Source organism: Lentzea sokolovensis, assembly GCF_033949975.1.
Taxonomy (GTDB): domain Bacteria; phylum Actinomycetota; class Actinomycetes; order Mycobacteriales; family Pseudonocardiaceae; genus Lentzea; species Lentzea sokolovensis.
This window is the reverse complement of record NZ_JAXAVU010000010.1, coordinates 923695-945729: the sequence shown is the minus strand read 5'-3', so window position 1 is coordinate 945729 and position 22035 is coordinate 923695. Positions and strand designations below refer to the sequence as shown.

20 protein-coding genes are annotated in these 22035 nt (G+C 69.0%); 14 read left to right on the top strand and 6 right to left on the bottom strand.

Annotation, left to right across the window (positions count from 1 at the left end; translation table 11 throughout):
- The first annotated feature begins 42 nt into the window (after positions 1-42).
- From SK854_RS26530 to SK854_RS26520, 3 genes are read left to right on the top strand one after another with little or no spacing between them, the layout of a single operon-like run.
- On the top strand, positions 43-345 hold the full coding sequence (locus SK854_RS26530) for a trypco2 family protein (RefSeq protein WP_319977804.1): 303 nt from the start codon (positions 43-45) through the stop codon (positions 343-345).
- Positions 342-5012, top strand: coding sequence for a trypsin-like peptidase domain-containing protein (locus SK854_RS26525; RefSeq protein WP_319977803.1), 4671 nt, complete (start codon positions 342-344; stop codon positions 5010-5012). Before SK854_RS26530 ends, SK854_RS26525 begins: the two co-directional genes overlap by 4 nt.
- Before the next feature lie 10 nt (positions 5013-5022).
- The gene (locus tag SK854_RS26520) at positions 5023-5781 is read left to right on the top strand and encodes an enoyl-CoA hydratase-related protein (RefSeq protein ID WP_319977802.1); all 759 of its coding nucleotides are present in this window, start codon (positions 5023-5025) and stop codon (positions 5779-5781) included.
- Here SK854_RS26520 and SK854_RS26515 read toward each other — a convergent pair.
- Positions 5696-6550: a helix-turn-helix transcriptional regulator gene (locus SK854_RS26515; RefSeq protein ID WP_319977801.1), complete on the bottom strand. Its 855-nt coding sequence runs from the start codon at positions 6548-6550 to the stop codon at positions 5696-5698. The two genes, SK854_RS26520 and SK854_RS26515, sit on opposite strands and share 86 nt — an antisense overlap.
- Positions 6551-6652: 102 nt before the next feature.
- Here SK854_RS26515 and SK854_RS26510 point away from each other — a divergent pair, with 102 nt between their 5' ends.
- Complete coding sequence (locus SK854_RS26510; protein WP_319977800.1) at positions 6653-7351, top strand: SDR family oxidoreductase; 699 nt, start codon at positions 6653-6655, stop codon at positions 7349-7351.
- Here the strand turns inward: SK854_RS26510 and SK854_RS26505 are convergent.
- Positions 7348-7755, bottom strand: coding sequence for a hypothetical protein (locus SK854_RS26505; protein WP_319977799.1), 408 nt, complete (start codon positions 7753-7755; stop codon positions 7348-7350). The genes SK854_RS26510 and SK854_RS26505 overlap by 4 nt on opposite strands.
- Positions 7752-8330: a DJ-1/PfpI family protein gene (locus SK854_RS26500; protein WP_319977798.1), complete on the bottom strand. Its 579-nt coding sequence runs from the start codon at positions 8328-8330 to the stop codon at positions 7752-7754. Before SK854_RS26500 ends, SK854_RS26505 begins: the two co-directional genes overlap by 4 nt.
- A 109-nt stretch (positions 8331-8439) precedes the next feature.
- Between SK854_RS26500 and SK854_RS26495 the strand changes: the two genes are divergently transcribed.
- Positions 8440-9357: a GlxA family transcriptional regulator gene (locus SK854_RS26495; RefSeq protein WP_319977797.1), complete on the top strand. Its 918-nt coding sequence runs from the start codon at positions 8440-8442 to the stop codon at positions 9355-9357.
- Here the strand turns inward: SK854_RS26495 and SK854_RS26490 are convergent.
- On the bottom strand, positions 9348-9884 hold the full coding sequence (locus tag SK854_RS26490; protein ID WP_319977796.1) for an NUDIX hydrolase: 537 nt from the start codon (positions 9882-9884) through the stop codon (positions 9348-9350). The genes SK854_RS26495 and SK854_RS26490 overlap by 10 nt on opposite strands.
- Positions 9885-9938: 54 nt before the next feature.
- Between SK854_RS26490 and nucS the strand changes: the two genes are divergently transcribed.
- Positions 9939-10598 (top strand): endonuclease NucS, encoded by a 660-nt coding sequence (gene nucS, locus SK854_RS26485; protein ID WP_319977795.1) that lies wholly within the window; start codon positions 9939-9941, stop codon positions 10596-10598.
- On the opposite strand, the gene SK854_RS26480 is transcribed toward nucS, so the two are convergent.
- On the bottom strand, positions 10595-11122 hold the full coding sequence (locus SK854_RS26480; RefSeq protein WP_319977794.1) for a hypothetical protein: 528 nt from the start codon (positions 11120-11122) through the stop codon (positions 10595-10597). The two genes, nucS and SK854_RS26480, sit on opposite strands and share 4 nt — an antisense overlap.
- Positions 11123-11313: 191 nt before the next feature.
- Here SK854_RS26480 and SK854_RS26475 point away from each other — a divergent pair, with 191 nt between their 5' ends.
- From SK854_RS26475 to SK854_RS26460, 4 genes are all read left to right on the top strand, one after another.
- Positions 11314-13005, top strand: a complete 1692-nt coding sequence (locus SK854_RS26475) for a sodium:solute symporter family protein (RefSeq protein ID WP_319977869.1) — start codon at positions 11314-11316, stop codon at positions 13003-13005.
- A gap of 11 nt (positions 13006-13016) precedes the next feature.
- A complete protein-coding gene (locus SK854_RS26470) occupies positions 13017-13253 on the top strand; it encodes a hypothetical protein (protein ID WP_319977793.1) in 237 nt (78 codons plus the stop codon).
- Positions 13254-13480: 227 nt separating this feature from the next.
- The gene (locus SK854_RS26465; protein ID WP_319977792.1) at positions 13481-14491 is read left to right on the top strand and encodes a DUF3558 domain-containing protein; all 1011 of its coding nucleotides are present in this window, start codon (positions 13481-13483) and stop codon (positions 14489-14491) included.
- 88 nt (positions 14492-14579) lie between these two features.
- A complete protein-coding gene (locus SK854_RS26460) occupies positions 14580-16085 on the top strand; it encodes an aldehyde dehydrogenase family protein (protein ID WP_319977791.1) in 1506 nt (501 codons plus the stop codon).
- 22 nt (positions 16086-16107) lie between these two features.
- On the opposite strand, the gene SK854_RS26455 is transcribed toward SK854_RS26460, so the two are convergent.
- Positions 16108-17100, bottom strand: coding sequence for an ABC transporter substrate-binding protein (locus tag SK854_RS26455; RefSeq protein WP_319977790.1), 993 nt, complete (start codon positions 17098-17100; stop codon positions 16108-16110).
- A 144-nt stretch (positions 17101-17244) separates the two neighbouring features.
- Here SK854_RS26455 and dhaK point away from each other — a divergent pair, with 144 nt between their 5' ends.
- From dhaK to SK854_RS26435, 4 genes are all read left to right on the top strand, one after another.
- Positions 17245-18237: a dihydroxyacetone kinase subunit DhaK gene (dhaK, locus tag SK854_RS26450; protein WP_319977789.1), complete on the top strand. Its 993-nt coding sequence runs from the start codon at positions 17245-17247 to the stop codon at positions 18235-18237.
- Position 18238: 1 nt separating this feature from the next.
- Positions 18239-18865 carry a dihydroxyacetone kinase subunit DhaL gene (dhaL, locus tag SK854_RS26445; protein ID WP_319977788.1) on the top strand — a complete coding sequence of 209 codons (627 nt, stop codon included), beginning with the start codon at positions 18239-18241 and terminating at the stop codon, positions 18863-18865.
- Complete coding sequence (gene dhaM, locus SK854_RS26440; protein ID WP_319977787.1) at positions 18862-19569, top strand: dihydroxyacetone kinase phosphoryl donor subunit DhaM; 708 nt, start codon at positions 18862-18864, stop codon at positions 19567-19569. Before dhaL ends, dhaM begins: the two co-directional genes overlap by 4 nt.
- 658 nt (positions 19570-20227) lie before the next feature.
- On the top strand, positions 20228-22003 hold the full coding sequence (locus SK854_RS26435; RefSeq protein WP_319977786.1) for a 3-hydroxyacyl-CoA dehydrogenase family protein: 1776 nt from the start codon (positions 20228-20230) through the stop codon (positions 22001-22003).
- Positions 22004-22035 lie beyond the last annotated feature (32 nt).

Genomic DNA, 22035 nt, shown 5'->3' with positions numbered 1-22035 from the left:
AGAACTTCCCGTAGATCTTGTTCACGCGGGAGGGGAAGTGCGATGGCGGTGGAGCTCGCCGACCTGATCGGTCAGCTGCGTTCGGAGCTGACCGAAGCGATGCACGCGGGGGAGAACGAGGACCTGCGCTTCGAGCTGGGCCCGGTCGAACTGGAGCTGACCGTCGCGGTCACCAAGGAGGCCAAGCCGGGAGCGAAGGTCAAGTTCTGGGTGGTCGAGCTGGGTACCGACGCCACGCTCTCGTCGGCGACGACCCAGACGATCAAGCTCGTGCTGGATCCGCGGCGCCGCGGTCAGACCGGCAAGGTCGAGATCTCCGGCGCCGAGGTCGCTGACGAGAAATGACGGGAGCCCCGCTCGACCGGGCGCGGGTGGCGGAACTGATCGTCACCCGCGACGGTGAGCGGCACCGGGGGTCCGGCTACCGCGTGCGCGCCGGCGCAGTGCTGACGGCGGCGCACGTCGTTGACGGCGCGTCGTCGGTGCGCGTGCGGTTCGAGCCGGACCTGCCCGGCGAGTGGTCTGTCGACGCGACGTCCTGGTGGGCCGACCCGGTGGCGGACGTCGCGGTCGTGACGATCGACGGCCGCGAGTCCGTCGCACCGGTGACCTTCGGCCGGATCGACGACCGCGCGGCCGTGCTCGTGGTGGAGGCGGTCGGGTTCCCGCGGTGGAAGATGCGGGCGGACGCGGCCGGCCAGCGCTACCGCGACTCTGTGCACGTGCACGGGACCGTCGCGGTGCTGTCCAACTGGCGTGAGGGCACGCTGGAGGTCGTCGTCGAGCCCGCCGGTGCCGTGGTGGGAGACGTCTCGCCGTGGCAGGGCATGTCCGGTGCGGCGCTGTGGGCCGCCGGGCACGTCGTCGGCGTTGTCGCGAAGCACCACCCCGGCGACGGCCTCGGCCGGCTCGCCGCTTCCCGGCTGGACCTCGCCCTCGATTCCGCGGCCGGCACGTCGTTGCGCGAGGCTCTCGACGTGCGCGCGCCGTTGCCCGACGTGCTGCCCGCTCCCCGTACCGAGTTGATCACGAACGCCTACCAGGCGCTGGTCGCCGACGCCGCGCCCGAGCAGCTGCACGAGCGCACCGCGGAACTCGCCGAGCTGGCCAGGTTCTGCGCGGGCGACGAGCCGTACCTGTGGTGGCAGGCCGGTCCGTGGGCGGGCAAGTCCGCGCTGCTCGCCTGGTTCGCGCTGCACCCGCCCGACGGCGTGGACGTGGTGTCGTTCTTCGTCACCGGCCGCTGGGCGGGGCAGTCCGACAGCGACGCGTTCACCGAGGCCCTGATCGACCAGCTCGCCTCGCTCGTCGGCGAACCGGTCGACCTCGCCCTGGAGGCCCGTGCGCGCCGCGGCCACCTGCTGCGCCTGCTCACCACCGCCGCGGCCGTCCGCCCTCTGCTGCTCGTCGTCGACGGCCTGGACGAGGACACGAGCCGAGCCGACGGAGTGGCCCGGCCGAGCATCGCCGCGCTGTTGCCGCGCCGCCCACCACCGGGTCTGCGGGTGCTGGTGGCCAGCCGCCCGCACCCCGGCCTGCCGGACGACGTTCCCGGCGACCATCCACTGAGGACGGTCATGCCGCGCCCGCTCGCGGTCTCGCCCCACGCCAGGAACATCGAGACAGAGGCGAAGCGCGAACTCACGACGTTGCTCGCCAGGCCAGGCCCGCACCGCGGCCTGCTCGGCCTGATCACTGCGTCCGGAGGTGGTCTGACGCACCCTGACCTGGAGGAGCTGACCGGCAGCCCGAGCTTCGAACTCGACGCCGTGTTCGGCGGCGTGTTCGGCCGCAGCGTCGGCGCCCGCGGCACCGAGTCCTCCGAACGCGTCTACCTCTTCACCCACGACACGTTGCGAGAACAGGCCGAACGCGCCTACGGCAACGGAATCGCCCGATACCGCGAGCAGATCCACGCCTGGGCGGACGACCACCGCGCGCGAGGCTGGACCGCGGACACACCGGGCTACCTGTTCCGCGGCTACCCGCGCCTGCTCGCGGCTCTCGGCGACACCGGACGCCTGGTGGCCTTCGCCCTCGACCGTCCTCGGCACGACCGGATGCTGGTCCTGACCGGTGGCGACGCGCTGGCGTTGACCGAGATCGAGTCGGCGGCGGCGCTCCTGGCCCGCGAGCGGGAACCGGATCTGCTGACGATGCTCAGGGTCGCGCGCATGCGATGGGAGCTGGGCCGGCGCAACGACCACGTCCCGAGCGAGCTTCCTGCCGTCTGGGCGCGACTCGGCGAACTCGACCGGGCAGTCGCACTGGCACACAGCATGGGCAACGTCGACCGTTGTGCTGAAGCGTTCACCAAGATCGTTGCCGTGCTGGGCGACGAGAACCACCGGTTGGTCGACGACGCTGAGAAGGCGGTGATGCGGACCATCGAGCCGCATTGGCGCTACCAGGCCTTGCTGGACCTGGCCGCGGCGTTGCCGTGGGGAGAGCGCGCCCGGCGCATGCTCGCCGACGTCGAGGCGGGCGTACCCGCGGTCGGCGGGAGGTACCGCGACGACCTGTGGGCCGCCCTGTCCCGCCAGGCGCTGGCGAGGGCGGACGACGACGAAGCCGAGCGTTTCGCACTGGCCGTCGAGGACTTCTACGAGCGGGACCGGTTGCTCGAGAAACTGGTCTCGGACGCGCGGCCCGATCTCCATCGCGCTCTTCGGTTCGTGCTGCTGGCCGCCAGCGACTACGACCTCTTCGAATGGACGGAAGAGCTCGCTCGTGAGGCGGTGGCGGCGGGAGACGACGCCGGCGCGTTCCGGATCGCCCAGGAGTCGGGGGCGCAGGACAGCCTTCTGGCCGAGCTGGTAGCGGCCCTTCTGAAGGAGGGCGAACTGGTTCGGGCGGGCCGCCTGGCGTTGCGCGTCGAGACTCCGGGCGAGCGTGCTCTGGCGTTGTGCGCGGTGGCTCACGCGCACTTGGCGGCAGGACAGACCGAAGAGGCGGAGAGGCTGGCCGCACTCGCCGGGGCCACCTTGCCCGGCATCGCGAACCAGCGGGGCCAAGTGGTGCTGCTGACCGAGCTGGCCGCACTGGTGCCCGGTCGCGCGGCGGAGTTCCACCGCGCCGCGGACGCGGTAGTCGAGCGGCTCGGGGCCCGGCACAACCGTGCGATCGTGCTCGCGGAGATCGCCTCGGTCGCGGCGAGAACCGGTGACCCGCAACGGTTCGCCGACTGCGCGGATCGGGCAGCCGAGTTGGCGGAGCAGGCAGAACTGCTGGTCGAACTGGCCAAGCACGCGGTCGTCGCGGCGGACCACGGGCGTGCGCGTCGGCTGATCGAGTCGGCGTGGACGCCGCCGATGCTGCCGACCGGAAAGATAGAAGGCGTTTTGGAGTTCGGAACCGTTCGAGTCGCCTCCCGGATGGGTGCGGTGGACCTGGTGTTGCACGCACTCAAGCGCCGCCCTGCCGATCTGCTGGTTCAACTGCTTGCCGACGCGCCCGCTGACAGGGCCCTTTCGATCGCCGAGGTGATCGCGCGCCACCTGCCGTACCAGACGGCCTCCGACCAGATTCCGGCTCTGGCCGAACTGCGGGAGGACGACCTGGTGCTGTCGCTGGCGGCGCAGACCGGTGCCGGGAGCCTGGGCGGCCACGTGAGAGCTGTCGTGGAGGCCGCGACCGCTGCCGGCGAGGACGACCGGGCGCTGCGCCTCGCCGCGGGCATGGACTCGGAGTACGAGCGGTCTTCCGCATTGCTCGACAGCTGCATGTCGGTCCTCCACGACCTGGACCGGGCGGTGCGCTATGCGTCCGCCATCGAGAACGTCGATCTGCGGGACAGCGCGTTTCTCGAGATGGCCCACGTCGCGGACGACCACACCCGTGCGCTGGGGTTGCTCCAGGAAGTGAGCGGTCCCCACCGCCCGGCGGGGCTCGCCACCCTCGCGTCGGCCGCGGCCGACGCAGGTGATCTCGCCGGCGCACGGACGTTGTGCGTGGCCGCCGAGAACGCCGCACGTGCCGAAGGTGCGGAACGGCCGGAGCTGCTCCACGTCGATCTGGCCGACGCGCTCGCCTGGGCCGGGGACGTCGGCCGGGCCGAACGAGTGGGGCGAACGGTGCTCGGGCCGACACAACTGGCGGTGAGCCTGCTCAACCTCGCGCGCATCGCGCTGAGCGCCGGCGACGTGGACCGAGCTCGCGCACTCGCCGTCGAGGTCGCTGCGTTCGAGCGTGACGAGGACTTTCCGTTGTTCGGCCTCGTGGACACGCTGATGTCCACCGGCGAGCAGGGGCAGGTCGAACGGATCGCCGGCGAGATCGAGGTGCTCTCGGCTTCGTGCACCGACGTCTTTCAACGCGACGGACTGCGTGCGACGTTGGCCGGGATCGTGGCGAAGCTCGGCCGGCACGAGGAGGCGCTCGCTCTCGCAGGCGAGATCGGGGGAGAGCCAGAGCGTTTCGAGGCCTGGACCGCCATCGCGCGTGCCGTGCCGAACGGCCAGGTCCGTGCGGCCGTCAGAACCGCGATTCTGGATCTGACCGGCGATCTCAGCGAGTTCGCCAGGGACTACCGGTGCAAGTACGCCGTCAGGGCGTTGGCGGCGGTCGGCGAGCATGAGCACGCCTTGAGCGTGGTGGGTGGTTGTGAGCTGCCCGAGCACCAGGCGGACGCGTTCGCGGCGCTCGTCGGTGAGCCGGTTGCCGGACGGGAGGACCGCCGGGCGCTGTTCGAGTTGTGGGAGGCCGTGCTTGCGGGAGTGACCGACGACTACCACCGCGACTACACGTACTTCCGATTCGCCGTGTCCCGGTACCGGCAGGGCGACCACGAGGACGCGGTGCGGCTCGCCGGGCTGATCGTCGATCCGGCCGCGCGCCACGAGGTGCTGAGGACCTTGAGGCTCTGGGAGATGGCGGACGGACGCCAGACCGCGGACGCCCGTCGGTTCCTGGCCGGGGTTCTGGCCACGGACCAGTGGCGCAAGGCGCTGCCCTCGGTCGCGAAGCTGGACCGGGGCGCGCTCCAGCGGTTCGCGGACGAGGTTTTGGGTTAGCGTCTGGGGAATGGTTGACGTTTCGCGGGACGGGTCCGTCGTCCGGATCACGATGAACCGCGCGGCCAAGCGCAACGCGCTGTCCGCCGAGCACCTCACGGAGCTGCTGGACGCGTTCCGCGAGGTGCGCACGTCGGATGCCGCCGGGATCGTGCTGGCCGCCGAGGGGCCGGTGTTCTCCGCCGGGCACGACTTCGCGGACGTGCACGCGCGCGACGAGGAAGGAGTGCGGCTGCTGCTGGAGCTGTGCACCGTGCTGATGAAGACCATCCAGTCCGCGCCGCAGGTGGTGATCGCGCGCGTGCAGGGGCTGGCGACGGCGGCCGGGTGTCAGCTGGTGGCCTCGTGCGACCTCGCGGTGGCGGCGGACACGGCCGGGTTCTCGTTGCCCGGTGGCAAGGCCGGGTGGTTCTGCCACACGCCCGCGGTGCCGGTGGCGCGGTCGATCGGGCGCAAGCGGTTGATGGAGCTCGTGCTGACCGGGGACGTCATCGACGCGGCGACGGCCGTCGAGTGGGGGCTGATCAACCGCGCCGTGCCGTTGGACGAGTTGGACGCCGCCACGGACGACCTGCTGGCGCGGGCCACGCGGGGGAGCCGGGCGTCGAAGGCGATCGGCAAGCGGACGGTCTACGCGCAGCTCGACCGGCCCGAGATCGACGGGTACGAGATCGCGCTGTCCGTCATGGCCGAGACCTCGCAGTCCCCGTCAGCCAAAGAGGGACGGGCGTCGTTCCTGGAGAAGCGGCCGCCCGTGTGGCCCGACTAGTCGCGAGGAGCTTCAGCGCGTCGGCGTTCGGGCCCGGCTCGGCGCGGTAGACCACCAGGAACTGGCCGGGTGCCTCGCGGACGTCGAACGAGTGGTAGTTCAGCTTGATCGGGCCGACGGCCGGATGCACGAACTCCTTGGCGTCCTGGGTCTTTCCGCGCACTTCGTGGTGCTCCCACAGCTCCTTGAACACCGGGTTCTGGTTGAGCTCCTCGACCATGTTCTTGAGGCGCCGGGACTTCGGGTCGGCGGTCTGCCGCAGGTGCGCGACGGTGCTCTGCGCGACCCAGTTCCAACGCGGGTAGAAACGCGCGGCGGCGGGATCGAGGAACGTCATCCTGGCCGCGTTGTCGGCGGGTGTGAACGGCTCGTAGAGGGCTTCGGCCAGCGCGTTCATGGCGAGCATGTCGAGCAGCCCGTTCATCACGAACGCCGGCATGTCGTGCATGCCGCTCATGAGCTGCAGCAGTTCCGGGCTGACCGTGTCCGTGGCGTGGCCTTCGACAGCGACGACCCCGGCCAGGCGGTGCATGTGCGCACGGGCGTCGGTGTCGAGCTGAAGCGCGCGGCTCAGGGCGTCGAGGACCTGGGCCGACGGGTTGGTCTCGCGGCCCTGCTCCAGGCGGGCGTAGTAGTCCGCGCTCACGCCGGCCAGGACGGCGACCTCTTCGCGTCTGAGACCTTTCACCTTGCGCTGGGTGTGCGACGGGATGCCCGCGTCCTGTGGGTTGACGCGGGCGCGGTGGGCTTTCAGGAACTCGCCGAGCACGTGTCCGAGGTTATTCGCTGGGCCCGTGCTCTGCCTGGGTGTGGCACTCCTAGGGAGAAGGTGTCCTGGCTGAGGCCGGTTTCCGGCACGAGTGTGGTGGCCATGAGCAAAGTTGTGTTGATCAGTGGAGCGTCCAGCGGCATCGGTGAGGCCACGGCCCGAGTGCTGGCGAAGGCAGGACATCAGGTGTTCCTCGGGGCACGGCGGGAGGACCGGCTGGCGGCGTTGGCGGACGAGATCGGTGGTGCGTACGCGCCGCTGGACGTGACGTCGCGTGCGTCGTTCCAGTCCTTTGTGGATGCTGCGGTGGAGCGGTACGGGCGAGTCGACGTGCTGGTGAACAACGCCGGCGTGATGCCGTTGTCCCTCATGGACTCGTTGAAGGTCGACGAGTGGGACCGCATGGTGGACGTGAACATCAAGGGCGTGCTGAACGGCATCGCCGCCGTGCTGCCCCGGTTCGCGGGCGGCGGGCACGTCGTGAACGTCGCCTCGATCGGCGCCCACATGGTCATGCCGACCGCCGCCGTGTACTGCGCTACCAAGTACGCGGTGTGGGCGCTGTCCGAAGGGCTCCGTCAGGAGCGCGACGACCTGCGCGTCACCGTGATCTCGCCCGGTGTCACGGAGTCCGAGCTGGCGGACACCATCACCGAGGACTTCGCGGCGTCGTTGATGGAGGACTTCCGCAAGCTCGCGCTGCCGGCGACCGCCATCGGTGACGCCATCGCGTACGCGATCTCGCAGCCGGCGGAGGTCGACGTCAACGAGATCGTCGTGCGGCCGGTTTCGCAGCGTTAGGCGCCGGTGGTCGAGCCCGGCCGGAGGATCATCAGCACGGTCACGGTCGCCCACAGCAGGTTGAAGACGCCCGTGTACATGGCCAGGTGCTTGATGTCCTTGGTCTTCAACGCCTTCTCCTGGCCGGGCAGGATCTTCAGGGCCAGCACGAACGCGGCGGCGGTGGTGAGCGCGATCGACACGATCACCCAGGGGTGGCCGGTCACGCCCATCACGCCCGCCGTCGCGAACCCGAAGACCGGCACCGAGATGCCGATCAGGGCGTAGACGCGGCAGATCCGGTGCAGCAGCTCGGGATTGCCGGCCGTGGTCACCGCCTTCGGGAACATGCTGGCGGCGACGGTGACCGGGCCGATGGCGATGATGGCGGCGAGCACGTGCAGCGAGAGGAACAGCTTGCTCACGCGGCCCTCCACGCGGTGCCGCGGCGTTCGTGGGCGAACAGCTCCTCGACCTTCAGGGCCTGCTGGGCGCCGATCTCGCGGTCGATCAGGTAGAGGCCGAGGTCGACGCCCGAACTGACGCCCGCGGCGGAGACCAGGTCGCCGTCGTCGACGATGCGCGCACGGACGGCGTTCACGCCCATGGACTCCAGCGCGTGCAGGCCGAGGTGGTTGGTGGTGGCGTTGCGGCCTTTGATCAGGCCGGCGATGCCCAGCAGCAACGACCCTCCGCACACGGTGGCGATGATGGCCTTCGTCTCTCTCAGTGCGGGTCCGAGCGTTGCGGCACCTGCGCTGAGCAGGGCGAACACCTCCTCGTCCTTGAGGGCAGCCGCTCCGGGGACGATGATGACGTCGGCGCTGGGGTCGATCCGGCCGGTCGCCTTGAGGGACAACAGGCTGAGGCCGGCGGGGACCTCGCGCGCACCCTCCGCCGTCACCAGCTCGGTCCGGACTCCGCCCGCGGTCAGCGTCTCGTACGGGCCGATCGCGTCCAACGGGTCGAAGCCGTCGAACAACACCACTTGAGCTTTCACTTCGTTGACTCCTCGCTTCGGTGATCAAAACGGTAGGAGCGGGAGGCCGTGGCGAGAACTGGCTGGAATGCCATGTTCCAACGGATTCTCGCCAGCTACGGTGGTGGACGTGCACGAGGTGGCAGTGGTGGCGATGGACAGCGTGGTCCCGTTCGACTTCGCGACGCCGGTCGACGCGTTCAACTGGGTCGGGCGGTACCGGGTGCGCGTCTGCGGTCCTAAAAGGACTGTCGACGCGGGCTGTTTCGAACTGAAGATCCCGCACGGCTTGGAGTTGCTGTCCGAAGTGGACACCATCGTCCTGCCCGGCCACGACCCGGACATGGTCGTGCCGAAGGCGTTGATCGACGCGCTGCGGCAGGCGGCGGCGAGGGGTGCGCGGATCGCGTCGATCTGCACCGGGGCGTTCGTGTTCGCGGCGACCGGCCTGCTGGACGGGATGCGGGTGACCACGCACTGGCTGGGAGCCGAGGAGCTGGCGGCGCGGTTTCCGGCGCTGGAGGTCGATCCGGACGTGCTCTACGTCGACAACGGGCAGTTCCTCACGTCCGCGGGCGCCGCGGCGGGGCTGGACCTGTGCCTGCACATGATCCGGCGCGACCACGGGTCTGCGGTGGCGGCCGATGCGGCGCGGTTCGCCGTGATGCCACTGGAGCGTGAAGGCGGGCAGGCGCAGTTCATCGTGACACCGCCCGTGACGCCTCAAGGTGCGGAACTGGAGCCCGTACTGCGGTGGATGGAGGCCAACGCGTCGCACGACCTGACGCTGGAGGACCTGGCGAAACAGGCCGGCATGAGCACGCGGACGTTGAACCGGCGCTTCCGCGAGCAGACCGGCACGACGCCGCTCCAGTGGCTGCACCGCGCGCGGGTCCGCCAGGCGCAACACCTGCTGGAGACGACCAGGGACCCGGTGGAGCTGATCGCGAGCCGCGTGGGCTTCGGCTCGGCCACGGCGTTCCGCGACAGGTTCAAGCGGATCGCCGGGACCTCACCGCAGAGCTACCGGGCGGCGTTTCAGGGCTGAGAGTGCTCGTGCAGCAGGAGGAGGGTGTAGGCGGCAATCGACTGGGCGTCGGTGATCTCGCCCTTCGCGATCATCGACTCGAAGTCGGCGCGCGGGAACCATGCCGAGCGCATGTCCTGCTCCTCGTGCTCCCGCTCGTGGAAGCCCTCGATGAGCTGGGTCGCGAGGAACACGCGCCCGCGCTGCGACGACATGCCGGGCGCGACGTCGAGCAGACCGAGCTCGATCATCCGGCCGGCCCGCAGACCCGTCTCCTCGCGCAGTTCGCGGGCGGCGAGCTGCAACGGGTCGGAGGCGGCGCGATCAGGCGCGGTGCCCTGGGGGAACTCCCAGCGGCGCAGGCCGATCGGGTAGCGGAACTGTTCGACGAGCCGCACGCGCTCGCCGTCGAGCGGGATGATCAACGCGAAGTCGGGCTTGTCGACCACGCCGTAGATGCCGCTCGAACCGTCCGCACGCTGGATCTCGTCCTCGCGAACGGTCATCCACGGATTTACGTACACCTGACGGGTGCCGAGGCTTTCCACGCCACGGACCGTACCTAACGCAGGCATTCTGGACACACCCCGTAGCCTGTCGCGGTGCGTCTCGTCATCGCTCGCTGCAAGGTCGACTACGTAGGCCGACTCACCGCCCATCTGCCCATGGCACAGCGACTGCTGCTGATCAAGGCTGACGGCTCTGTGTCGATCCACTCCGACGACCGCGCGTACAAGCCGTTGAACTGGATGAGCCCGCCCTGCTGGCTGATCGAGGACCCGGACATCTGGACCGTGCAGAACAAGGCGGGGGAGAAGCTGATCATCACCCTCGAAGAGGTCATGCACGACTCCAAGCACGAGCTCGGCCCCGAGCCAGGCCTGCAGAAGGACGGCGTCGAAGCCGACCTGCAGAAGCTGCTCGCCGAGCACGTCACCACCCTGGGCGACGGCTGGTCCCTGGTGCGCCGGGAGTTCCCGACCCCGATCGGCCCGGTCGACCTGATGTGCCGCGACTCCGCCGGCAAGTCGGTCGCCGTGGAGATCAAGCGGCGCGGCGAGATCGACGGTGTCGAGCAGCTGACCCGGTACCTGGAGCTGCTCAACCGCGACCCGCTGCTGGCGCCGGTGCAGGGCGTGTTCGCGGCGCAGCAGATCAAGCCTCAGGCGCGGGTGCTGGCCGAGGACCGCGGAATTCGGTGCGTGGTGCTGGACTACGACGCGCTGCGCGGGATCGAGCCGGACGAGTTCCGCCTGTTCTAGCGGACGACGCGGTGCAGGGGGAGGTGCACGAGCTCGACGGCCTCCTTGAGGCCGCAGCCGGCCACCTCCCTGACCCGCTTGATCGCCAGGATCGTCTTCTTCGCCTCCAGCAGCCTGATGATCTCCGTGCGGGCGGAGCCGGGCCACTTCGCCCACTCCCGTTCCGCGTGGCACCACGTGCACGACTCGCCTGCGCGCGTACGGCTGCCGGCCTGGAAGTCGCCGCACTCAGGGCAGTTCCACGACGTGTGCTGCGCCGAGCACGCGTCGCACAACGCGCCGAACGGGTAGTCGTCGCGGTTGCTCGCCGGTGGCTGGTGGCAGTGGGTGCAGCGCAGATCGACACCGATGCGTGCGGCGAGCACCGCGACCGCCTCAGCGGCCAGCAGGCGGTCGCCGTCGGGGTCCGCGGTCTGCAGCTTGTACATCGCCACGTCTGACATCCGGTGCAGGACGTACGCCCACGCTTCGGCGTAGCGGGCTTCCGGCAGCGTGTCCAAGAACGTGATCGCGGCGTCGGTCATGGCCTGACTGTGTGTCCCGAAGATGTTTCGCGCACCTGTTTTTCCCAGCTCCCGACTTCAGTGAGCGCCCCAGATCAGGTCGTGGTTTGGTGATCAACCACACGGGGTAGGAACTCGCTCACCTGGAGTACTGTCCTCTCCTGGTCGGTTATGTTCGACTTTGTTGAAAGTCTTGGAGGTGGGCAGTGTCGATGTCGGTGCTGGCCGAGGCGGACCTGCGGCTTGACGCGGGACCGATCGACTACGCGTTGCTTCTCGTCTACTTCGTGGTGGTTCTCGGCATCGGCGTGATGGCACGACGATCCGTCTCCTCCAGCCTGGACTTCCTGCTGTCGGGGCGGTCGCTGCCGGCGTGGGTGACCGGGCTCGCGTTCATCTCGGCGAACCTCGGCGCGCTCGAGCTGATGGGCATGACGGCGAACGGCGCGCAGTACGGCATGGCGACCGTGCACTACTACTGGATCGGCGCCATCCCCGCGATGGTGTTCCTCGGTCTGGTGATGATGCCGTTCTACTACGGCTCGAAGGTGCGCAGCGTTCCCGAGTTCATGCGCCGCCGTTTCGGCAAACCGGCTCACCTGGTCAACGCCATCAGCTTCGCCGTCGCGCAGATCCTGATCGCGGGCATCAACCTGTTCGCGCTCGCGGTGATCATCGACGCACTGCTCGGGTGGCCTTTGCCGGTGTCGATCGTGGTCGCGGCCCTCGTGGTGCTGGCCTACACGACGCTCGGTGGCCTGAGTGCCGCCATCTACAACGAGGTGCTGCAGTTCTTCGTCATCGTGGCCGCGCTGGCGCCGCTGACGATCATCGGTCTGATCAAGGTCGGTGGCTGGCAGGGCATCGTCGAGAAGATCAGCGACCCCGAGCAGCTGTCCGCGTGGCCCGCGACAGAACTCACCGGCATCAACAGCCCGGTGTGGAGTGTCGTCGGATTGGTGTTCGGTCTCGGCTTCGTGCTGTCGTTCGGTTACTGGACGACGAACTTCGCCGAGGTGCAGCGCGCGATGAGCGCCAAGTCGATGTCCGCGGCCAAGCGCACGCCGATCATCGGCGCGTACCCGAAGGCGCTCATCCCGGCGATCATCATCATCCCCGGCATCATCGCCGCGCTGATCGTGCCGGAGATGGCGCAGCTCAAGGCCGGCGACACGAGCAGTGGCGTGGCCTACAACAACGTGCTGCCGCTGCTCATGCGCGACCTGCTGCCCAACGGCATCCTCGGCATCGCGATCACGGGTCTGCTGGCGAGCTTCATGGCCGGTGTGGCGGCGAACGTCAGCTCGTTCAACACCGTCTTCACGTACGACCTGTGGCAGGACTACATCAAGAAGGACCGGCCGGACGAGTACTACCTGCGCATCGGGCGGTTGGCCACGGTAGGCGCGTGCGTCCTCGCGATCGGCACGGCGTTCATCGCGGCGTCGCTCGGCGGGTCCAACATCATGGACTACATCCAGGCGCTGTTCTCGTTCTTCAACGCGCCGCTGTTCGCGACGTTCATCCTCGGCATGTTCTGGAAGCGGATGACGCCGACGGCCGGCTGGGTCGGTCTGCTCGCGGGCACGTTCACCGCGATCTTCATCTACGCGATCTCGGAGCCGTCGTTCGGCATCGAGCTGCTGGAACTGCCCGGTCAGGGCGCGAGCTTCCTCGGCGCGGGTCTCGCGTTCGTGGTCGACATCGTCGTGAGCTTCGCGGTCACCCTGGTCACGAGGCCCAAGCCGGACAGCGAGCTCGTCGGGCTGGTCTACAGCCTCACGCCCAAGGAAGACAGGGCGCACTCCACCACCGGTGAGGACGCGGGCTGGTACCGCTCGCCCGCCCTGCTCGGTGGCGGAGTGCTGGCCCTGACGACCGTTCTCTACTTCATCTTCGGCTGAGGGAGGCTGCCATGAGGTTGTTCGACCTGCGACTGATCATCGCTTTCCTCTTCGGCCTGTACGGCGTTGTACTAGTCGTCATCGGGCTCGCGTTCACGAGCGACGACGACCTGAAGAAGGCCGAAGGGGTCAACATCAACCTGTGGGCGGGCATCGCCATGGCGGTGCTGGCGGCGGTGTTCGCCGCGTGGGCGATGCTGCGGCCTCAGTTCGCGGAAACGGACAAGCAGCCGCTCAAGGAGCTATGACTGGGGACGACCAGGGTAAACAGGGTTGAAGGCCTCGATCGTCCACGCGTCGAGCCAGTTGAATGCGCGGCGAATACGATTTCGCACGTCTCTCCTTCTCTCGGGGTCTTCACCCTGTACAGCGCGTCGATCTTCTGAATCGTTCCCGTAGCACTGGGTGACATGTGCCACGGGACAACTCGGGGTACCGCCCACGAACGCACGCAAAGGTCGCTACCGTGCACGTCGTGCCTCGTTTTCGTGCCACCGCTGTGGTCGCCGCCGCCGCGCTGCTGATGGCCGGCTGTGCGACCGGGCCGGGTCTTGCCAAGACCAACTCGCCGCGCCGGACCGTGCAGGCGGGTGCGGAGGCGACCACGACCGATCCGTCGACCAAACCGTCGGCGCAGGCGGGCAAGCCCGTCGATCCGGCGTTCGCGGCGGAACGGTTGCGGCTGATCAACCCGTGCGCGTTGATCGACAAGGACTTGCTGCAGACGGTCGGCACGCCGTCGAGGTACACGAGCAGCTCGTACACGCGCTGCTCCAACTACATGAAGGACAAGGGCGGCAAGACGCTCAACTTCACGCTGGACATCGGGTACTCGCTGACTTCGAGCGAGGTGAAGAAGGCGACCAAGCAGATCGCGAGCCTCAAGAGCGGTGAGCAGAGCCTGAGCGGCACGTCGTGCTTCATCTGGGCCCTGACGCAGGAGAATCCGGCACAGGCCGTGCGGATCCAGGTGGGCACCAGCAGCGACGGCAGCGAGGCGTGCGAGCCGGGGCGCAAGGTGCTCGAAGGCGCGGTGCGCAAGCTCAAGGGCAACCCGCAGAAGTACAGCCCGCCCAAGGGCTCGCCGGTCGAGGTCGATCCGTGCACGATCGTCGACAAGGCGACGCTCTCGCCGGTGCTCGGTGCATCGCCGCGTGCGCTGCCGTTCGGTCTACACCAGTGTTCGTGGACTGGGCAGAGCGCGCAGATGCAGATCGAGTTCAAGACGGCGCGCATCCCGAAGGACGGCAAGTTCGACACCAAGTCGGTCGAGACCGACCTCGGTGGCGGGCTGAAGGGCTATCAGGCGTTGAAGGACGGTCCGTTCCCGACGTGCGAGATCGTGGTGGTCCGGACGAAGGACCAGAGCGACGCGGGTGAGATCGTGGAGTTCATCGTCGCGGCCTCGAAGGAGAAGGAAATGGATCGCTGCCAGGCGGCGCAAGCGTTCGCCAAGGCGGTTCTTCCTGCCCTGCCCCAGGCCTGACAGCTCCCCGCGCGGGACCAGGCGGGGGCTGAAAGTTCTTCGAGTACGCGTTAGTGTCGAGGTTACTGGCGAGTACCGGAGGAGTCCTATGACGCAGACCGCTTCGAACAGCGCGCTGTCGGCCGATGGCGAGCAGCGGCGGTTCGCATCACTGGACCCGCGCACCGGCGAGGTCGTCGCGCATCACCCGATCCACACGGCCGCCGAGGTCGAGGACGCGGTGTCCTCGGCGCGCGACGCCGCCGCGTGGTGGGCGGGCCTCGGGTTCGAGGGGCGCAAGACGAAGCTCGACGCCTGGCGCAAGATCCTCTCGCAGCGCTCGGACGAGTTCATCTCGTTGATCAGCTCGGAGACCGGCAAGCCCGCCGACGACTCCCGCGTCGAGGTCGCGCTGGTGATGGACCACCTGCACTGGGCCTCGCGCCATGCGGGCCGTGTGCTGGGCAAGCGCCGGGTGTCCTCGGGCATGCTGATGTTCAACCACGGCGCGACGCTGGAGTACCGGCCGTTGGGCGTCATCGGCGTCATCGGGCCGTGGAACTATCCCGCGCACACGCCGATGGGGTCGATCTCCTACGCGTTGGCCGCGGGCAACGCCGTCGTGTTCAAGCCGTCGGAGTTCACGCCTGGTGTCGGCACGTTCCTCGCGTCGACGTTCACCGAGGCGGTGCCGGAGTTCCCGGTGTTCCAGGTGGTCACGGGCTTCGGTGAGACGGGCGCGGCGCTGGTCGGCGCCGGCGTGGACAAGATCGCGTTCACCGGTTCCACCCGGACCGGCAAGAAGGTCATGGCCGCGGCCGCCTCGTCGCTGACGCCGGTGCTGGTCGAGTGCGGTGGCAAGGACGCGCTGATCGTCGACTCGGACGCCGACCTGACCGCCGCCGCCGAGGCCGCGATCTGGGGCGCGGTGTCCAACGCGGGCCAGACGTGCGCGGGCGTGGAGCGGATCTACGTGGCCGAGGACGTCGCCGACGAGTTCACCGAGATCGTCGTGAAGCGCGCGAAGAAGCTCAAGCCGGGTGGCGAGCCGAACGCGAACCTCGGGCCGATCACGATGCCGTCGCAGGTGGAGATCATCCGCGAGCACGTGCAGGACGCCCTGGACCGCGGCGGCAAGGCGCTCGTCGGCGGGCCGGACTCGATCAGGCCGCCGTACGTCGAGCCGGTGGTGCTGGTGGACGTGCCGGAGGACTCGCTGGCTGTCACCGAGGAGACCTTCGGGCCGACCGTGGTGATCAACCGCGTGCCGAACGCGCTGGAGGGCGTGCGGCTGGCGAACCAGTCGAAGTACGGGCTGGGTGCTGCCGTGTTCTCGAAGGCGCGTGGCGAGGAGCTGGCGTCGGAGCTGCGGGTCGGGATGGTGTCGATCAACTCGGTGCTGACCTACGCGGCGATTCCCGGGCTGCCGTTCGGCGGTGTCGGCGACTCCGGGTTCGGGCGCATCCACGGCGAGGACGGGCTGCGCGAGTTCTCCTACGCCAAGGCCGTGACGAAGCTGAAGTTCAAGTCGCTGATCAACATGGCGACTTTCGACAGGTCTTCCATGGCGGGCAAGCAGATGCTGCGCCTCGCGCGGACGCTCTTCGGTCGCTGAAGAACGTCCGCGCGCTGAGGTCTCAGACGCCGAGCTGCTTCTTCATGTCGTCCAGGACCACGTCCGCGGCGAGCACGCCGAGGCCGAGGAAGTAGGTCTCGTCGAGGACCGGCTTGGCCTTGCCCGCCTTCACGGCGTTCAGGCCGGTCCACAACGGACCACCGAGCACCGAGGCCTGCGCGGTCTTGGCCGGGTCGCCGTAGGTGGAGTAGAGGATGAAGTCGCCGTCGGCCTTGCCGATCTGCTCCGCGCTGACCTCGGCTGCCAGGTCGTCCACCTGGGACGAGGTCGGCTGCCCGATCTTGGCGTCGATCAGGATCGTGCCGATGAACGACTTCTTGGCGTACAGGCGGATGCGGCCGGGCATGAAGCGCAGCGCCGTGACCGTCGGGCGCACGCCGAGCTTCTTCTCGACGGCGTCGCCGGTCTCCGTGGCCTTCTTCGTGTAGTCCTCGAGCATCTTCGCCGCGTCGGCCTGGCGGTCGAGCGCGGCCGCGTTGAGGAGGAAGTTCTCCTTCCACACGTAGCCGGGGCGCACGCTGAACACCGTCGGGGCGATCGCGGAGAGCTTCGGGTAGAGGGCCTCCGCGCGCAGCTGCGAGCCCAGGATCAGGTCCGGGTTCAGCTTGGTGATCGCTTCGAGGTTGAGGTTGTTGGTCGTGCCGACGTTCTCCGGCGTGCCGCCCTTGTCGCCGATGTAGGACGGCATGGTCGGCGAGCCGTCGGTGTAGGCGATGCCGACCGGCTTGATGCCGAGCGCCACGACGTTGTCGAGCTCGCCGGTGTCGAGCACGATCACCCGTTCGGGTTTCTTCTCGAGCTTGGTCTCGCCCATCGCGTGCTTGATGGTGCGGGGGAACTCACCGGGCTTCTGCGTCGTGCCGAAACCGTTGCTCAGTTCGTACGCCTTGCCGAAGTCCTCGCCACCTTGGGCGACGGTCGGCTTGTCCGGCGTGCTGGAGCACGCGGTCAGGGTCAGGACGACTGCGACGAGCAGCGCGGCTCTCTTCGACACGACGTTGTTCCTCCACTACGGAACGTGATGTTGACCTGCGTTTCTTAGGGCGGCCTAACGGTACGCGGGTCCTTTGCCAGTTCCGAGTGTCAGACCCCGGGAGTAAGAAGGAACACGGCACCGACTTCTCGGGAGGGCTGATCGATGAAGAAGATCATCAATGATCCGGAAACCGTGGTGCGGGACGCGCTGCGGGGAATGCAGGCAGCCCATTCCGACCTGCTGACCGTGCACCACGACCCGGCGGTCGTCGTGCGCGCGGACACGCCGGTGAGCGGGAAGGTCGCGATCATCTCGGGTGGAGGGTCGGGCCACGAACCGTTGCACGGCGGGTTCGTCGGGCCGGGCATGCTCGACGCGGCCTGTCCCGGCCCCGTGTTCACGTCGCCGACGTCCGACCAGGTGCTCGACGCCGTGGTGCGGACGGACGGCGGTGCGGGCGCGTTGCTGATCGTGAAGAACTACACGGGCGACGTGCTGAACTTCGAGATGGCCGGTGAGCTGGCGGAGTCCGAGGTCAGGTCGGTCGTGATCGACGACGACGTGGCGGTGAAGGACTCGCTGTACACGGCCGGGCGTCGTGGTGTCGGTGGCACGGTGCTGCTGGAGAAGATCGTGGGCGCGGCGGCGGAACGCGGTGATGATCTGGCGGCGTGCGAGGCGCTGGCTTTGCGGGTGATCGCGTCGGTGCGCTCGATGGGTCTGGCCTTGACCTCGTGCACGGTGCCGCACGTGGGCTCGCCGTCGTTCGAGCTGGCCGACGACGAGATGGAGATCGGCATCGGCATCCACGGCGAGCCGGGCCGGCAGAAGGTTTCGGTGGGGACCGCGTCCGAGATGGTGTCGGCGTTGCTGGAACCGATTCTGGAAGACCTGCCGTTCGCCTCGGGTGATCGGGTGCTGCTGTTCACGAACTCGATGGGCGGGACTCCGCTGATCGAGCTGTACTTGGCGCACGGCATCGCGGAACAGCTGCTGGCCGATCGGGGGATCGTCGTGGAACGCAGGCTGGTCGGCCCGTACATCACGAGCCTGGAGATGCAGGGCATGAGTCTCACACTGCTTCGCCTGGACGACGAGATGCTCTCCCTGTGGGACGCGCCGGTCCACACGCCCGCACTGCGGTGGGGAGTCTGAGGTGGGCTGCACGGCAGCGGACGTCGTGACGGCACTGCGAGCCGCCGCGACGGTGGTCCAGGAACACCGCGACGAGCTGGTGCGCCTGGACCAGGCGATCGGCGACGCCGACCACGGCGAGAACATGAAGCGAGGCTTCACCGCCCTGCTGTCCCGTTTGGACGCCGAACCGCCGGACACCCCGGGCAAGGTCCTGAAACTGGTGGCCACCACGCTGATCTCCACGGTGGGCGGCGCGGCGGGCCCGTTGTACGGCACCGCTTTCCTGCGCGCCTCAGCCGCCGTGGGCGACGCACCCGAACTCGACGGCCCCCTGATCGCCCGCGCCTTGCAGGGCGCACTGGAAGGCGTGTTCGCGCGCGGCAAGGCCGTTGTGGGCGACAAGACGATGGTCGACGCCCTCACCCCGGCCGTGACAGCCGCGGCAAGCACGGAGGGCTCAGCGGCCGCGGCCCTCTCCGCGGCGGCCGACGCGGCAGCGGAGGGAGCGGAGTCGACGGTCCCGATGGTGGCGCGCAAGGGCCGGGCCTCCTACCTGGGTGAGCGCAGCGCCGGCCACATGGATCCGGGCGCCAGGTCGACGGCGTTGCTGCTGCGCGCCTTCGCGGACGCGGCGGCCAAGGCATGACGGCGGCCGCGGACACCGGCCGAGTGGGCCTGGTGGTCGTCTCGCACAGCGAAATGCTGGCCAACGGCATAGCCGAACTGGCCGCCCAAATGGCCCCCGACATCTCCGTACTTCCCGTGGGCGGCACAGAAGAAGGCGGCCTGGGCACCGACTACGCCTCAGTCGTCGAAGCCCTGGCGGACGCCGACTCCGGCGCGGGCGTCGTCGTGCTCTACGACCTGGGCAGCGCCAAGATGACGGCCGAGATGGCCGTGGAATCCGCGGACGACCCGTCCCGCTACGTGGTGGTGGACGCCCCACTGGTGGAAGGCGCGGTAGCCGCGGCCGTCGCCGCCCAGGGAGCCGCCTCCCTGGCCGACGTGGCCGCCGCGGCCGAGGGCGCGTCCGGCGAGGCCCCGGTGGCCGCACCCAGCCGCCCCTCCCTGCACCTCGTGCCGGACGCGGTGTCGGCGGAAGTGCTGCTGACCAACGAGGTAGGCCTCCACGCCCGCCCAGCGGCCTTGCTGGCACGCACCGTCGCCGAACTCGACGCCGACGTCGTCGTCCGCTACGGCGACGAGGAAGCGAACGCGGCGAGTGTGCTGGCGCTGATGGGCCTGAGCGCGCCCGGCGGCAAGTCGATCACCGTGGTGGCCACGGGGAAGGACGCGGGGGAGGCGGTGCGCCGCATCGAGGAGCTGGCGGGGAGGGGGTTCGACGACTAGCGGCCATCGCGGCCGCGGCCGCGGGCTCGCGACGCGAGGTGCGGGCGGGCTGGTGGCAGCGGACCGCGGTGTGAGCGGCTGATCGCAGGCTGGGCTGTGCGGTGGGGTGTGAGCGGCTGGTCGACGGCGGTGCCACGCGATGTTCGATGGCGTCGCGCGGAGGCAGCCGTGTGGCGAAGCCATGCCCGGTCTTGAAGGCGCCGCCCGAAACCAGCCTCCTCGTCCGGCGCCTTGGACTTCGGCCTCCACGCGGGTCGCTGCGGCACTCGTCCCGACCGCGCCGCGTCCGAAGCGACCTGCACGTCCCCTAGGCGGTCCCGGGCCCCGCCGCGTTCGAATCCCCACAGCGGTCCTCGGCCCATCGAGTCCGTTGCGACCCGCGTGTCCCAGGGCGGCCCCAGTCCTCGTCGGCTCCGATGCGACCCGCGAGAACCACGGCAGCCCCGGACCGAGCCGTTCCACCGACCCGGATGGCGCAGCTCTGCGTTCACCCACCTGGGTTCATCAGGCAAAAGGCCGGGTCTAGGCGTTTGCTGGACCGATAACTGTTTCGATCCTGATGGCGAAGCTCACGGCCCTCCTCAGCGCTGGGAGTGGCATAGTCGCCCGCAAGTTACTCCTTGGTAGCCCACGCTTTACCCCGCATGGGAGGTCTGCAGTGGCGCGCGAAATCAACACCGTCGGAGTCGTCGGCTTCGGAACCATGGGCGCGGGCATCGTGGAGGTACTCGCGCGCACCGGGCTCTCGGTCAAGGTGGTGGAACTCGACGCGGCCGGGGTCGAGCGCGGGCTCGGGCACCTCGAGCACTCGACGAAGCGGGCCGTCAAGCGGGAGAAGCTGACCGCGGACGAGAACGCCGCGCTGCACGGCCGGGTCACCACGAGCCTCGACCTGAGCAGTCTGCAGGACTGCGATCTCGTCATCGAGGCGGTGCCGGAGAGCGTCGAGCTCAAGGCGCGGATCTTCCGTGAGCTGGACGAGATCCTCAAGCCCGAGGCGATCATCGCGTCCAACACGTCGTCGCTCTCGATCACCGAGATCGGCGTGGTGACGAAGCGGCCCGGCAAGGTCGTGGGGCTGCACTTCTTCAACCCGACGCAGGTCCTCAAGCTGGTCGAGGTCGTGCGCACGGTCGTCACGGAGCCGGACGTGATCACCGACGTGGTCGCGTTCACCGAGAGGCTGGGCAAGTCGCCGGTCGTGATCGGGGACAGGGCCGGCTTCATCGCGAACGCTCTGCTCTTCCCGTATCTCAACCACGCGGTGAAGATGCTGGAGTCCAAGTACGCGACGCGTGAGGACCTCGACGCGGCCATGCGGTACGGCTGCGGTTATCCGATGGGACCCTTGGCGCTGTTGGACCTCATCGGTCTGGACACCGCGTACGAGATCCTCGACACGATGTACCACCAGTCGCGCAACCGGTTGCACTCGCCGGCGCCGCTGCTCAAGCAGATGATCACGGCGGGTCTCCTCGGCAGGAAGACCGGGCGCGGTTTCTACACCTACGACGGGCCCGACTCGCCGGTCGTCGTCAAGGACGTGCAGACACCGTCCGAAGTGGACAGCGCGACGCAGACCCGTGAGGTTCAACGGGTCGGTGTCATCGGCACGGGCACGATGGCTACGGGCATCGCCGAGGTGTTCGCCAAGCGCGGGTACGACGTCGTGCTGCGGGCGCGCGGTCTCGACAAGGCCGAGAAGGCGATCGGCGCGGTCCGCAAGTCGCTCGACCGCGCGGTCAGCAAGGGCAGGCTGTCGGAGCAGGATCGCGACGCGACGCTCGCCCGCATCTCGCCCGCCGTGGAGTTCGTGGAACTGGCGGACTGCGACCTGGTCGTCGAGGCGGTGGCCGAGGAGATCGGGATCAAGAAGGAGGTCTTCGCGGCGCTCGACGAGGTGTGCAAGCCCGGCGCGGTGCTCGCGACGACCACGTCGTCGTTGCCGGTCATCGAGATCGCGGCCGCCACGAACAGGCCCGCGGACGTCGTCGGCCTGCACTTCTTCAACCCCGCGCAGGTCATGAAGCTCGTCGAGATCGTGGAGACGATCTCCACGGGCGCCGATGTGGTCGCGACGGCCCGCAAGATCTGCCTCGACCTCGGCAAGCACCCCGTGCACTGCGGTGACGTGGCCGGTTTCATCGTGAACGCGCTGCTCTTCCCGTACCTCAACGACGCGGTGAAGATGCTGGAGGCCCACTACGCCGAGGCCGACGACATCGACAACGCGATGAAGGTCGGCTGCGGCCTGCCGATGGGACCGTTCGCGCTGCTCGACGTCGTGGGGCTGGACGTGTCGCTGGCGATCCAGCGCACGCTCTACAACGAGTTCCGCGAGCCCGGCTTCGCGCCGGCGCCGTTGCTGGAACACCTGGTCACGGCCGGTCGCCTCGGCCGCAAGACGGGCAAGGGATTCCGCGACTACTCGTGAGCCGCTAACAGGGGCACCATGTCGCGTCTGGC